Origin of the sequence: Curtobacterium sp. VKM Ac-1395 (assembly GCF_015350975.1) — a bacterium.
GTDB lineage: Bacteria > Actinomycetota > Actinomycetes > Actinomycetales > Microbacteriaceae > Curtobacterium.
On sequence record NZ_JADKRX010000003.1, the window covers coordinates 457,295 to 470,710 of the forward strand.

Below are 13,416 nucleotides of genomic sequence, written 5' to 3' on the forward strand. Positions count from 1 at the left end.
GCGGCGCACTCAGCGTGCGGCCGTAGCATCGGCCGGTGCCCACCAGTCGAACGATCCTGCGTCCGCGCCTGGCTGCGGCCGCGGCCGGCGTCGTCGCCGCACTCGCCTTCCTCGCCGTCGCCGAGCTGTGTGCCCTCGTCCTCGGCGGTGCGGGCAGCCCGCTCGTCGCCGTCGGCTCCGCCGTGATCGACCTCGCCCCCGGTGGCGCGAAGGACCTCATGGTCGCGCTGTTCGGCACGGGCGACAAGGTCGCGCTCTTCGCGCTCATGGCAGTGCTGATGCTCCTGGTCTCCGCCGGAGCCGGGATCCTGGAGCTCCGCCGCCCGCCCTTCGGTGCGCTCGTCTTCGCCATCGGCGGTGCCCTCTCACTGCTCGCCGTGACCACCCGGTCCGGCTCGGGCACCTGGGACGGCGGCCCGTCGGTCCTCGGCGTGGGTGCAGCCGTGATCGTCGTGCGCGTGCTCGTCCAACGACTGCGGACGTGGCGACTCGCTGCGGCGACGCCGACCAGGGCCGCAGCCCAGCTGCCGGAACGCCGCTCGTTCCTCGTCTGGACTGCTGCCCTCGGGGTGGTCTCGATCGTCGCCGGAACGGGCGCGCGCCTGGGCACGGCCGGCATGCAGCGCGCCGCGGCGGTCCGACGCTCCATCCGCCTGCCGGCACCGGTCAACGCCGCCCCCGCGGTGCCGGCCGGGGCGTCGCTCGACGTCCAGGGCATCACCCCGTACGTCACCCCGAACGCCGACTTCTACCGGATCGACACCGCGCTCCGGGTGCCGTCGATCGACCCCGCGGACTGGTCGCTCCGGATCCACGGCGCGGTCGAGCACGAGATCACCCTGAGCTGGGACGACCTCCTCGCCCTCCCCCTCGAGGAGCACATGGCGACGCTGAGCTGCGTGTCGAACGAGGTCGGTGGTGACCTCATCGGCAACGCGCTCTGGCTCGGCCACCCGATCCGCACGCTCCTCGCCCGTGCCCGACCCACTGGGGACGCCGACATGGTCCTGTCGACGAGCGAGGACGGCTTCACCGCCGGCACGCCGCTCGACGTGCTGCAGGACGAGGGGACCAACGCGCTGCTGGCCGTCGGGATGAACGGCGACCCGCTGCCCGCGGAGCACGGCTTCCCCGTCCGGATGGTCGTCCCCGGGCTGTTCGGCTACGTGTCCGCGACGAAGTGGGTCGTCGACCTCGAGGTCACCCGCTTCGCCGACGCCCAGGGCTACTGGACCCCGCGTGGCTGGTCCGCCCGCGGCCCGGTCAAGCTCGAGTCGCGGATCGACACCCCGGCGAACGGCACCACGGTGTCCGTCGGCGACCGGGTCGCGATCGCCGGCGTCGCCTGGCATCCGCACACGGGCGTCAAGGCCGTGCAGGTGAAGGTCGGTTCAGCAGACTGGCAGGACGCCGAGCTCGCCGACTCCGTCTCCTCGGACACCTGGCGGCAGTGGGTCCTGCGGTGGACGGCGACGGCCGGCACGCACGACGTGCAGATCCGGGCCGTCGGCGCCGACGGTCAGGTGCAGACGAGCGTCCAGCGTCCGCCGGCACCGAACGGCGCCACCGGCTGGGACACGATCACGCTGACGGCGCGCTGATCCCGGTCTCGCCCGCGGCAGCAGCCGCGGGATCGCCGGTGCCGGCCGCGACGGCGCCTGTGGCCACGGCCACCACGCAGGTGCCGTCGACCTCGTCGTCGTGTTCGATGCGTGCCGCGAAGCCCGCGGACGCGAACACCGCGACCGAGTCAGACGCCTGCGCCGACGACACCTCGATGACCACGGCACCACCCGGGCGGAGCCACTCCCCCGCACCGGCAGCGATCCGACGGTGCAGGTCGAGGCCGTCCCCGCCGCCGTCGAGCGCCACGCGGTGCTCGTGGTCGCGGGCCTCGGCCGGCATGGTGGCGATCGCGTCGGTCGGCACGTAGGGCGCGTTCACCGCGATGACGTCGACGACCCCGCGGAAGCGGACCGGCAGCGGCGCGAACAGGTCGCCGGCGACGACGATGCCGCGGTCGCCGATGTTCTCCGCGGCGACGTCCACCGCGTCGGGGTCGATGTCCGACGCGACGAGGTCGAGCGCGCCCACGCGGCCGAGCAGAGCGACGGCGATCGCTCCGGCCCCGCAGCACAGGTCGACCACGCGGTCGTAGCGGTGCAGCAGCCGTGCAGCCTGCTCGACCACGACCGTGGTGCGGGTGCGCGGGACGAAGACGCCCGGAGTGACACGGATGCGGTGGCCGTCGAACGCGGCCCACCCGAGCACGTACTCGAGCGGCTCACCGGCCAGGCGGCGCTGGACGACGGCCCGGAGTCGTGCCGGGTCGCCGTCGCCGGCGGCCAGCAGCAGGTCGGCCTCGTCCTCGGCGAAGACGCTCCCCGCCGCCCGGAGTCGGGCGGCGAGGGCGTCACGCGCGGGGTGGATCAGGCTGCACCGTCGAACATCGACGTCACCGAGCCGTCGTCGAAGACCTCGTGGATCGCACGCGCCAACAGCGGGGCGATCGGCAGGATCTCGAGACGGTCCCAGCGCTTCTCGACCGGCACCGGCAGGGTGTCGGTGACGACGACGCGGTCGATGAACTCGCTCTGCAGCAGCTCGGTGGCCGGGTCGGAGAACACGGCGTGCGTCGCGGCGACCACGACGCCGATGGCCCCGGCGGCCTTCAGGGCCTCGGCGGCCTTGGCGATGGTGCGGCCGGTGTCGATGAGGTCGTCGACGAGCAGGCACCAGCGGCCGGAGACGTCACCGACGATCTCGTGCACGGTGACCTGGTTCGGCACCAGCGGGTCGCGGCGCTTGTGGATGATGGCGAGCGGTGCGCCGAGCTTCTCCGACCAGATGTCGGCCACGCGGACGCGGCCCATGTCCGGGGAGACGACCGTCAGCATCGACGGGTCGAGGATCGCCTTGAAGTGCTCGAGCAGGACCGGCATCGCGAAGAGGTGGTCGACGGGGCCGTCGAAGAAGCCCTGGATCTGCGCTGCGTGCAGGTCGACGCTCATGATGCGGTGCGCGCCGGCGGCCTTGAACAGGTCGGCGACGAGCCGGGCCGAGATCGGCTCGCGGCCACGGCCCTTCTTGTCCTGGCGTGCGTAGGGGTAGAACGGCGCGACGACGGTGATGCGCTTGGCGGAGGCCCGCTTCAGCGCGTCGACGATGATGAGCTGCTCCATGAGCCACTCGTTGATCGGAGCCGTGTGTGACTGGATGACGAAGGCGTCGCACCCGCGGACCGACTCGTCGAACCGGACGTAGAGCTCACCGTTCGCGAAGGTGCGGGCGTCGGTGGGGACGAGTTCGACGTCGAGTTCGTCTGCGATCTGCGCCGAGAGTTCCGGGTGGGCCCGACCCGAGACGAGGACGAGTCGTTTCTGGCCGGTCGTTTTGATTCCGGACAAGTGCCGTACTCACTCCCTGGCCCCGCGGGGCCGTGTGTCCGGACCCGTTGCCGGGCCCTCGTGTGACGGCGGGTGGCCGTCGAAGGTGTCATTCGCCTCGCGCGTGCCGAGCCGCCTCGGCCGCCGGCGTGCCGGGTCGGTGTTCCTGGACCCAGTCGTCGGTGTTGCGCTGTGGGGCGTAGCTGATCGCGAGCGACCCGGCAGGGACGTCCTTGCGGACTGTCGTCCCTGCACCCGTGTACGCCCCGTCCCCAATCCTAACCGGGGCGACGAACACGTTGTGCGAGCCGGTCCGGACGTGCGACCCGACCTCGGTGCGGTGCTTGTGCACGCCGTCGTAGTTCGCCGTGATCGTGTTGGCCCCGATGTTGGAGTCCTCGCCCACCTCGGCGTCGCCGATGTACGACAGGTGCGGGACCTTGCTGCCCCGGCCGATCCGCGCGTTCTTGGTCTCGACGAACGTGCCGATCTTGCCCTGGTCGCCGAGGACCGTGCCCGGCCGCAGGTACGCGAACGGCCCGACCGAGGCGCCGTCGCCGATCACGGCGAGCGTGGCGTCGACGCGGTTGACCGTCGCTCCAGCGCCGACCTCGGTGTCGCGGAGGGTCGTTCCCGGGCCCACGACGGCGCCGGCCGCGATGGCCGTCGCGCCGATGAGCTGCGTGTCGGGGAGGATCTCGGCGTCCGCCTCGATCGTCACGTCGAGGTCGATCCACGTCGAGGTCGGGTCCTGGATCGCCACACCGGCGAGCTGGTGGCGCCGGACGATGCGGTCGTTGAGCACCCGGGCCGCGTCGGCGAGCTGGGCGCGGTCGTTGATGCCGGCGACGACCCACGGGTCGGGCAGCGTGACGACGTCGATGCGCCCGCCGCGTGCCTGGATCAGGGCCGGGGCGTCGGTGATGTACATCTCGCCCTGGGCGTTCTCGGTCGTGATCGCGGGCAGCACGGCACGCAGGTGCGTCACGTCGAACGCGTAGATGCCCGCGTTCGCCTCGGTGATCGCGCGCTGGTCCTCGGTCGCGTCCTTGTGCTCGACGACGCCGACGAAGGCCCCGTCCGCGTCGCGCAGGATGCGCCCGAGTCCGGTGGGGTCCGGCGCGATGGCGCTGACGAACGTGACGGCGTTGCCGGCCACGCCGTGGGCGTCGACGAGCGCACGGAGGCTCGGCCGGTCCAGCAGCGGGACGTCACCCGAGAGCACGATGACCGCCCCGTCGAACTCGGCCGGCAGTGCTGCCACGGCCACCTCGACCGCACGGCCCGTGCCCGGGACGTCGTCCTGGTCCACCACGATCGCGTCCGGCATGCGCTCGGACACCTCGGCGGCGACGCGCTCGCGCTCGTGCCGCACGACGACCACGACGTGCTCCGGCGCGAGCGACTCGGCCGTGCGCAGGACGTGGGCGACGAGGGGCAGCCCGGCGAGTCGGTGCAGCACCTTGGGCGTGGAGGACTTCATGCGTGTGCCCTGCCCGGCGGCGAGGACGACGACGGCGATCCGCTGGTCGGTCATGTCCCCATCCTGGCCCACCCGGCGAGCGCGCACCAACGCCACCACCCACCGGACGGGAGGCTCCCCCCGCGTCCGGCACCGAGCCTCCCGTCCGGCGGCCTCCCGCTGCCCGGCAGCGACACCCTCGAGGTCGTACGACAGCGAGGTTGTCGCGGTCCGGCGGCGTCCCAGACGCACGCGACATCGTCGAGGTCGTACGACAGCGAGGTTGTCGTTCTGAGTCGGGAAGGGGACGGGCGGCGGCGCGCCCCGCGGGTCAGGCGGCGGCGGGGACGCGGGGCTCGGGCTTGACGAAGGCCATGAGCACCAGGCCAGCGACCAGGACCACCACCACGCCGATGATCCCGAAGCGCGTCGATCCCCCCACGGTCACGGCGAGGCCGAACATGGCGGGGGCGATGAACGACGCCGCACGACCGGTGGTGGCGTAGAGGCCGAAGAGCTCACCCTCGTGGCCGGGCGTCGCGAGCCGGGTGAGGTACGAGCGCGAGGACGCCTGCACCGGCCCGACGAACACGCACAGTGCGAGCCCGAGCACCCAGAACCCGGCGGGCGCGCTGCCCACGAAGAGCACCGCCGTCCCGCACACCGCCAGCCCGACGAGCGACACCATGATGAGCGCGCGCGAGCCGAAGCGGTCGTCGAGCCGGCCGGAGGCGAAGGTCGCGATGCCGGCGACGACGTTCGCGACGATGGCGAACAGGATCACCTGCGACGCGCTGAACCCGAAGACCTGCGCCGCGATGATCCCGCCGAAGATGAACACCGCGCCGACGCCGTCACGGAACACCGCGCTGGCGACGAGGAACGCCAGGACGTTGCGGCGCTCGCGCCAGAGCCGGGCGATGTCCCGGCCGAGGTCCCGGTACGCGGACAGCAGCGTGCCGGCGCGGGCGTCGTCGCGCGCGGCCTCGGGCACGACGAGGAACAGCGGGACCGAGCTCACGGCCAGCCAGACGGCGGCGATGCCGATGGCCACGCGGACGTCCCATTGCCCCGAGGCGACGGTCGCGGGCAGGTCCAACAGGCCCGCGGTGTCGCCGGCGCCGAAGTCCTGGATGCAGAGGACGAGGAGCACGACGAGCAGCACGATGCCGCCGAAGTACCCGGCAGCCCAGCCGATCGCCGACACGCGGCCGGTCGAGCGACCGGGAGCGACCTGCCCGAGCATCGCGTTGTAGCCGACGCACGCGATCTCGTACGCGACCGTGCCGATGCCGATGAGCGCGGCGCCGAGCACCAGGAACGGCTGGCTCGGGGCGACGAAGACCATCGCGCCGATCGACAGGGCCACGCCGATCGTTGCGACGAGCACGGAGCGGCGACGGTGCCCGGAGGAGTCCGCGAGCCGGCCGACCGCGGGGGCGACCAGGGCGACGACGATGCCGGCGATCGTCAGCGCGGTGGAGACGACCGTGGCGTTGTGCGCGAGTTGGTCCTGCACCGCCTGCTTCGCGGTGGCGGAGCTGTCCTCGGCCGCGACGAGCGCCGGGTCGACGAACGCACGGCTCGCCAGGTAGGTGCTGAACACGAAGGTCGTCACGACGGCGTTGAACGCCGCCGATCCCCAGTCCCAGAGCGCCCAGGAGACGAGGGCGCGACGATCGGTGCGCTGCGGCGGTGGAGCGACGGTCATGCGCGAACCGTAGCGCGTCCCAGTGGCGCGGGGGTGGCCCCGGTCCGGGGCGCGTACGGACAACCGGTCGCGAGGAGTCGAGACACCCCGCTCAGGTCCGCCGATCGGTCGAGAACCGTCGGCCAGGGCGTCGCACAGCGACGCTCACCGACCGCACGGCGGCACGCACACGGTGTGTCGTGACCGGTCACGCTCCGGACGGGAGGCTCGGGGCAGGCTGGCACCGAGCCTCCAGTCCGGCGGATGGTGCGGCCATCGATCGAGGGAGCAGGAATCGTCGGGTGCGGTCAGGCGACCCGACGATTGCTGCTCCTTCGACGGCGTGCGTGGGCGCGTCAGGCTGCGGGGACGCCGCCGGGGTAGACCACGGACTTCAGGGACTCGGGGTCGGTGTCGCTCTCCAGGGCCTCGCGCACGTCGTCGAGGCCGAAGCGCCCCGTGACGAGCGAGTCGAGGTCGATCTGGCCCGAGGCGACAAGCTCGATCGCGACCGGCCACGTGCCGGTGTAGCGGAAGATGCCGGTGACCGTTACCTCGAGGTTCTGGATGTGCTCGACGGGCAGGGTCATCTCCGAGTTGCCGAGGCCGACCAGGACGGCCGCTCCGGCGGGTCCCACGGCCTTGATGCCGTCGGAGACCGCGCGGGGTGCACCGCTGGCGTCGATGAAGGCGTCGACGGGCACGATGTCGGACGCGACGGACACTACCGTGGGGTCGACGACCTCGGTCGCGCCGTAGGACAGCGCCCGCTCACGCCGCTCGGCGACGAGGTCGCTGACGACGATGCGGCTGGCGCCGAACGCCTTGGCGGCCTGTGCGCAGATGATGCCGATCGGGCCGGCGCCGGCGATGAGGACCGAGGAGCCGGGGACGATGCGGGCCTTGCGGACCGCCGCGATGGCAACGGAGAGTGGTTCGAGGAGGGCGCCGGCCTCGAACGACACGGAGTCGGGCAGCGGGTGCGCGAACTCGGCCTCGATGGTGACGTACTCGGCGAAGGCACCGTCGACCGGCGGCGTCGCGTAGAAGCGCATGTGCGGGCACAGGTTGTACCGGCCGGCCAGGCACTGGGCGCAGCGGTGGCACGGGCGCTGCGGCTCGACGGCGACGCGCTCCCCGATGCGGGCGGTGTCGACGCCCTCGCCGACGGCGGTGATCGTGCCGGAGAGCTCGTGGCCGAGGACGAGGGGCTCCTCGACGACGAAGTCCCCGATCCGGCCGTGGCGGAAGTAGTGCACGTCGGAGCCGCAGACACCCACGGCGGCGACCTGGACGAGCACGTCGCCGGGGTCGACGGCGGGGACGGGGCGGTCCTCGATCGTGAGGGCGTCCTGGCCCTGCAGGACGCTGACGCGCTGGGTGTCGGTGGTGCTCATGCGGTGCTCGCTCTCTGGTGCGTGGTGGCGCGGTCGGCGGGGGTGCCGTCAGCCGCGGCGGGGTCGGTGTCGGCGACCCGGCCGGGGTCGGTGTCGGCGACTCGGGTGGGGTCGTCGAGGAGGTCGCGGAAGCCGATCTCGGCGGCTCCGCGGAGCAGGACGTCCCGGCCGAGGGCGGCGGGGACGATGCGGACGCGGTCGGCCATGGCGGCCATCGACTGCTCCCGCACGGCGGTGACGATGCGGTCCCCCACGTGCCCGAGCAGCACGCCGAGGAACCCACCGAGGACGACGACCGCGGGGTTCACGGTGTGGATGGCGTTGCGGAGCCCGGTGGCCAGCGCCGCCACCTGCCGGTCGACGACGCGCTCGACTGCGGAGGGACCCTCGGGGAGCGCTCCGGCGTCGGCCGACGTCGCGGCGTCGGTCAGCGCCACGGAATCGGCCAGCGCCGCGGCGAGCGCCTGCAGGTCGTCGGCCGGGACCCCGGTGACGGCGACGAGCGCTGCCCGGGACGCCTCGGTCTCCAGGCACCCGATCGCTCCGCAGTGGCAGCGGATGCCGTTCGCGGCGACGAAGGTGTGGCCCATCTCGCCCGCGTACCCGTCGGCGCCGCTGAGCGGTCGACCGGCGCTGATGACGCCCCCACCGATGCCGCTCGCGCCGCCGTTGAGGTAGATGAGGTCGCGGACGCCGCGGCCGCTGCCGTAGAGGTGCTCCGCCCGGGCGCCGAGGTTGGCGTCGTTGGCGACCCGGACCCGGTGGCCGGTGGCGGCGGCGAGGGGTTCCGCGAACGGCTCGTCGCGCCACCCGAGGTGCGGGGCGTACCGGACCAGGCCGTCCTCGACGCGGACCGTGCCGGGGATCGCGACGCCGATGCCGACCAGGCGGAGGCCGACGAGCTCCTCGTGCAGGCCGTCGAGCAGGGCGGCGACGAGGCGGACGGCCTCGACGGCGGTGGGCCGCTCGGTCGTGTGCTCGGTGACGCGGACGCGGATGGAGCCGTCGAGCCCGACGAGCGCCACGGTGACGGCGTCGATCTCCACGGTGACCGCGGCCGCGACGACGTCAGCAGAAGCGCGGACGGTCGGGCTCGGGCGACCGCGGCCGGTGCCGGTGCCGGTGCCGGTGCCGGTGCCAGTAGCTGTGCCGGTGCCCGGCGTCAGCGGGGAACCGGCCGCCGGCGCGGCTCCGGCGGCCGGCGCGTCGCCGCCCGCCCCGGCAGTCGCCCCGCCGTCCAGGTCCTCCCCCACCAGCCCGAGCTCGACGAGCTCCCCGACCAGGGCCAGGGTGGTCGAGCGGTTCAGCCCGGTCAGTCGGGTGAGGTCGGCCCGGGTGAGGGGGCCGTCCTCGTGGACGATGCGGAGCACGCGGGCGGTGTTCCGCCGGGGGACGTCGGTCGGCACGCGGACCCTCAGCGCGACCGCGAGAAGGCGGCGTCGAACGAGGCGTCGGGCGGTGCGATGGTGCCGAGCCGCCGCACGAACGCCAGCGCCTCGGGACCGCCGACGAGCCGGTCCATGCCCGCGTCCTCCCACTCGACGCTGGTCGGCCCGGTGTACCCGATGTGGTTCAGCACGCGGAACACCCGCTCCCAGGGCACGTCCCCGTGGCCGGCGGTCACGAAGTCCCAGCCCCGGCGCGGGTCGCCCCACGGCAGGTGGCTGCCGAGGCGTCCGTTGCGGCCGTCGAGCTGCTTCACCGACTCCTTGCAGTGCACGTGGTACACCCGGTCGGCGAAGTCGAGCAGGAAGGCGGCGGGGTCGAGGTCCTGCCAGACGAAGTGCGACGGGTCGAAGTTGAAGCCGAACGCGGGGCGGTCGGCGAAGACCTCCAGCGTGCGCTTCGCCGTCCAGTAGTCGTAGGCGATCTCGGACGGGTGCACCTCGAGCGCGTACCGCACGCCGACCTCCTCGAACACGTCGAGGACCGGTGACCAGCGGTCGTGGAAGTCCTGGTACCCGGCGTCGATCATCGCGGGTGGCACGGGCGGGAACCCGGCGACCGTCTTCCAGATCGAGGACCCGGAGAACCCGGTCACGGTGTCGACACCGAGCGCGGCGGCGGCACGGGCCGTCCACTGCAGCTCCTCGGCGGCGCGCTGTCGGACGCCCTCGGGGTCACCGTCGCCCCACACGTGCGGCGGCAGGATGTCCTCGTGCCTGGCGTCGATCGGGTCGTCGCACACGGCCTGCCCGACCAGGTGGTTCGCGATCGTCCAGACGCCGAGGCCGTTCTCCCGCAGGATCCGCTGCCGGTCGGCGACGTACTCCGGGTCCGTCGCGGCGCGCCGGACATCGAGGTGGTCGCCCCAGCAGGCGATCTCCAGGCCGTCGTAGCCCCACTCCCCGGCCAGTCGTGCGACCTCCTCGAACGGCAGGTCGGCCCACTGTCCGGTGAACAGCGTGACCGGACGGGAGGCTCGCCCCGCGTCCGCCACGGCGCTCACCAGGACTCCGGTCGGGAGCCGGCGGCCACCGGGGCCGGTCGGTCGACACGCGACCCGACGGTCACGACGGTGTGGTCACGGCCGGCGGTGGTGATCGCCTCCATCACGTCGAGGACGTGGAACGCGAGGTCGCCGGAGGCCCGGTGCTCGCGGTCGGTCTCGACGGCGCGGGCCAGGTCGGACAGTCCGTAGCCACGGCCGGCGTCCCGGTACCCGGCGCCGACGGGCAGCTCGCGCCAGTCGCGGTCGTCGGCGGTGGCGATGCGGACGGGGTCGGAGAAGCGGTTCGGGTCGGCCACCTCGAGGGTGCCGGCGGTGCCGTACACCTCGAAGAGCGGGCTCTGGGTGGCCCAGACCTCGAACGACAGGGTCACGGTGGAGACCACGCCGCCCTCGTGTTCCACGATCGCGACGACGTGCGTGTCGACGTCCACCGGCAGCACCGTGCCGGCTGCTGGGCCGGTGGCGATCGTGCGCTCGCGGGTGGACCGGGTGGTGCTGCCGCTCACGCGGACGACCGGGCCGAAGAACGTGACGAGGCTGGTCAGGTAGTACGGGCCCATGTCGAGGAGCGGACCGCCGCCCGGCTGGTAGTAGAAGCCGGGTGCCGGGTGCCAGAGCTCGTGCCCCGGGGCGCTCCACGACACGGCGGCGCCGAGCGCGGTGCCGATCAGGCCGTCGTCGAGCGCGGCCCTGGCGGTCTGGATCCCCGTGCCGAGGACGGTGTCGGGCGCGCTGCCGACCCGGAGTCCGGCGGCGCGCGCCTGCTCGAGCACCGGGGTGGCCTCGGCCGTCGAGAGCGCGAGGGGCTTCTCGCCGTAGACGTGCTTGCCCGCGGCGAGCGCCCGCGCGGCGACGTCGGCGTGTGCGGCCGGGATCGTCAGGTTGAGGACGACGTCGACGTCGTCGTGCGCGAGCAGCTCGTCGACGCCGAGCGCCAGGACGCCCTGCTCGGCGGCGACGGCAGCGGCACGCTCGGTGTCGAGGTCGGCGACCGCGGTCAGGCGGAGGTTCGGCAGGCTCGGGAAGTGCTCGAGGTACTGCTTGCTGATGTTCCCGACGCCGACCATGCCGACGTTCATCGTGCTGCCCACAGGAGTCCCCTCTCGATGACGGTGCGGAGCGGCTGGGACTCGACGATCTCCACGCGGTGCCCGGGTGCGGACACGAACACGCGGCCCTTGCCCCACTGGCGGGTCCAGATCGCCGGTGCGGTGACCGGGCGGTTCCAGGCGTCCCACGGGCGGGCCTCCTGGGTCGTGGTCGCGAGGACGTCGTTGTACTCGTCGCTGAGCACCCAGTACTGCTCGGTGACCAGGTCGAAGTCGTCGATGCCCTGCGTGATCGGGTGTTCGTGGCCGAGGTCCGTCATGTGCACGGTGTACGGCACGTAGTTGTCGGACTGCTCACCGATGCGTTCGTCGGGGTGCTTGCCCGCGTGGTGGGCGAACTGGCCGCCGATCATGTGCAGGTAGTCCGCGTTGTTGCGGTAGGCGTCCGCGATGCCACCGTGCCAGCCGGCGAGCCCGGTACCGGCGAGGACCGCCCGCTGCAGACCGGCGAACTCGTCGTCGGCGATGGTCGTCATGGTGTTCACCTGCACGACGAGGTCGGTCTCCGCCATCACGGCGTCGTCGGCGTACACGGCCGTGGAGTCCTCGACGCGGACGTCGAAGCCGTTGTCGCGGAGGAACGGGATGAAGACGTCCGTGGTCTCGACGGGCTGGTGTCCGTCCCATCCTCCGCGGACGACGAGTGCGTGGCGTGCCATGGTGCCCTCCTGGTGGGCTGTGGTCGTGGGGTCGGTCCCGGTCACGGTCTCGGTCACGGGATGGCCGTCCAGCTGCTGCCGTCGGCGGCGCTGCGTTCGACGGCGTCGAGCACGCGCTGCACGTGCAGGCCCTCGGCGAACGAGGGTTCGGGGTCGGTGCCGTCGGTGATCGCGGTCACGAGGTCGGCGACCTCGTGCGTGAAGGTGTGCTCGTACCCGATGAGGTGACCGGTCGGCCACCACTTGTCCATGTACGGGTGCTCGGGCTCGGTGACGAGCACGCGGGTGAAGCCCTGCTCCCCGGCGGGGGCGGTGGCGTCGTACACGCGGAGTTCGTTCATGGACTCGAGGTCGAACTGGATCGCGCCGGTCGACCCGCTCAGCTCGATCGTCAGGCCGTTCTTCCGGCCGGTGGCGTAGCGGGTGGCCTCGAAGGACCCGACCGCGCCGTCGGCGGCCCCGCCCGCGAGCCGGCCGAGGAACCAGGCGGCGTCGTCGACGGTGACCCGGCCGCGCTCGGTGGACGCGGTGCCGGACAGCCCGACGCCGTCGGCGAGCAGCGGACGCTCCTCGACGAAGGTGGCGAGGGTGCCGGAGACGCTGGTCAGCGAGGACCCGGTGACGTGTTCGACGAGGTCGATGGCGTGCGCGCCGATGTCCCCGAGGGAGCCGGAGCCGGCCTGCTCCTTGTCGAGGCGCCAGGTCATGGGGCCGTCCTCGTCGGCGAGCCAGTCCTGCAGGTAGAGCGCACGGACCTGCCGCACGGTGCCGATGCGGCCGGCCTGCACGAGGGCGCGGGCCTGGGCGATCGCGGGCACCCGGCGGTAGCTGAACCCGACCATCGCGCGGACACCCCGCGCTGCCGCTGCCGTCGCGGCCGCGGTCATCGCCTCGGCCTCGGCGACGGTGTTGGCGAGGGGCTTCTCGCAGAGGACGTGCTTGCCGGCCTCGAGCGCGGCGATCGCGACCTCGACGTGCGACGACCCCGGCGAGCAGATGTCGACCACGTCGATGTCCGGGTCGGCCACGACGGCGCGCCAGTCGGTGGCGGCGCGCTCCCAGCCGTAGTGGGCCCGCGCTGCTTCGGTGCGTTCGGGGTCACGGCCGACGATGACGGACATCTCGGGCTCCACCGCGAGCGGGAAGAACCGGGCGACCGTCCGCCACGCCTGTGAGTGGGCAGCGCCCATGAACCCGTGCCCGACCATCGCGACCCGCAGCCGTTGCTGCGCCTGTCGTTCCTGTGCCATCCGCTCGCTCC

Annotated in this window: 11 protein-coding genes; 1 reads left to right on the forward strand and 10 read right to left on the reverse strand. The window is 73.1% G+C overall.

Features of this window, described 5'->3' with window-relative positions; genetic code table 11:
• The first annotated feature begins 35 nt into the window (after positions 1-35).
• Entirely contained in the window at positions 36-1,601 is a 1,566-nt protein-coding gene (locus tag ITJ68_RS10770; protein WP_323743283.1) for a molybdopterin-dependent oxidoreductase, read from the forward strand.
• Here the strand turns inward: ITJ68_RS10770 and ITJ68_RS10775 are convergent.
• The 10 genes from ITJ68_RS10775 to ITJ68_RS10820 form a co-directional block, all read right to left on the reverse strand.
• On the reverse strand, positions 1,582-2,433 hold the full coding sequence (locus ITJ68_RS10775; RefSeq protein ID WP_228505386.1) for a putative protein N(5)-glutamine methyltransferase: 852 nt from the start codon (positions 2,431-2,433) through the stop codon (positions 1,582-1,584). The genes ITJ68_RS10770 and ITJ68_RS10775 overlap by 20 nt on opposite strands.
• Positions 2,430-3,407 carry a ribose-phosphate diphosphokinase gene (locus ITJ68_RS10780; RefSeq protein WP_071279358.1) on the reverse strand — a complete coding sequence of 326 codons (978 nt, stop codon included), beginning with the start codon at positions 3,405-3,407 and terminating at the stop codon, positions 2,430-2,432. The genes ITJ68_RS10775 and ITJ68_RS10780 overlap by 4 nt, the downstream gene beginning before the upstream one ends.
• Before the next feature lie 88 nt (positions 3,408-3,495).
• Positions 3,496-4,923 carry a bifunctional UDP-N-acetylglucosamine diphosphorylase/glucosamine-1-phosphate N-acetyltransferase GlmU gene (gene glmU / locus ITJ68_RS10785; RefSeq protein WP_194661244.1) on the reverse strand — a complete coding sequence of 476 codons (1,428 nt, stop codon included), beginning with the start codon at positions 4,921-4,923 and terminating at the stop codon, positions 3,496-3,498.
• A gap of 256 nt (positions 4,924-5,179) precedes the next feature.
• Positions 5,180-6,559 carry an MFS transporter gene (locus ITJ68_RS10790; protein ID WP_194661245.1) on the reverse strand — a complete coding sequence of 460 codons (1,380 nt, stop codon included), beginning with the start codon at positions 6,557-6,559 and terminating at the stop codon, positions 5,180-5,182.
• A gap of 335 nt (positions 6,560-6,894) precedes the next feature.
• Positions 6,895-7,935, reverse strand: a complete 1,041-nt coding sequence (locus tag ITJ68_RS10795) for an NAD(P)-dependent alcohol dehydrogenase (protein WP_194661246.1) — start codon at positions 7,933-7,935, stop codon at positions 6,895-6,897.
• The gene (locus ITJ68_RS10800; RefSeq protein WP_323743284.1) at positions 7,932-9,341 is read right to left on the reverse strand and encodes an ROK family transcriptional regulator; all 1,410 of its coding nucleotides are present in this window, start codon (positions 9,339-9,341) and stop codon (positions 7,932-7,934) included. The genes ITJ68_RS10795 and ITJ68_RS10800 overlap by 4 nt, the downstream gene beginning before the upstream one ends.
• Positions 9,342-9,349: 8 nt before the next feature.
• The gene (locus ITJ68_RS10805) at positions 9,350-10,384 is read right to left on the reverse strand and encodes a sugar phosphate isomerase/epimerase family protein (protein ID WP_268096544.1); all 1,035 of its coding nucleotides are present in this window, start codon (positions 10,382-10,384) and stop codon (positions 9,350-9,352) included.
• Complete coding sequence (locus tag ITJ68_RS10810; RefSeq protein ID WP_323743285.1) at positions 10,381-11,478, reverse strand: Gfo/Idh/MocA family oxidoreductase; 1,098 nt, start codon at positions 11,476-11,478, stop codon at positions 10,381-10,383. The genes ITJ68_RS10805 and ITJ68_RS10810 overlap by 4 nt, the downstream gene beginning before the upstream one ends.
• Entirely contained in the window at positions 11,463-12,155 is a 693-nt protein-coding gene (locus ITJ68_RS10815; RefSeq protein ID WP_194661247.1) for a ThuA domain-containing protein, read from the reverse strand. Before ITJ68_RS10815 ends, ITJ68_RS10810 begins: the two co-directional genes overlap by 16 nt.
• A 53-nt stretch (positions 12,156-12,208) precedes the next feature.
• On the reverse strand, positions 12,209-13,405 hold the full coding sequence (locus tag ITJ68_RS10820; RefSeq protein WP_228505233.1) for a Gfo/Idh/MocA family protein: 1,197 nt from the start codon (positions 13,403-13,405) through the stop codon (positions 12,209-12,211).
• Between the last annotated feature and the right edge of the window lie 11 nt (positions 13,406-13,416).

Excerpts from the sequence above, each read along its gene's own strand:
- ITJ68_RS10820 (WP_228505233.1), bottom strand. The coding sequence starts at position 13,405 with ATGGCACAGGAACGACAGGCGCAGCAACGGCTGCGGGTCGCGATGGTC.
- glmU (WP_194661244.1), bottom strand. The coding sequence starts at position 4,923 with ATGACCGACCAGCGGATCGCCGTCGTCGTCCTCGCCGCCGGGCAGGGC.
- ITJ68_RS10795 (WP_194661246.1), bottom strand. The coding sequence starts at position 7,935 with ATGAGCACCACCGACACCCAGCGCGTCAGCGTCCTGCAGGGCCAGGAC.
- ITJ68_RS10790 (WP_194661245.1), bottom strand. The coding sequence starts at position 6,559 with ATGACCGTCGCTCCACCGCCGCAGCGCACCGATCGTCGCGCCCTCGTC.
- ITJ68_RS10815 (WP_194661247.1), bottom strand. The coding sequence starts at position 12,155 with ATGGCACGCCACGCACTCGTCGTCCGCGGAGGATGGGACGGACACCAG.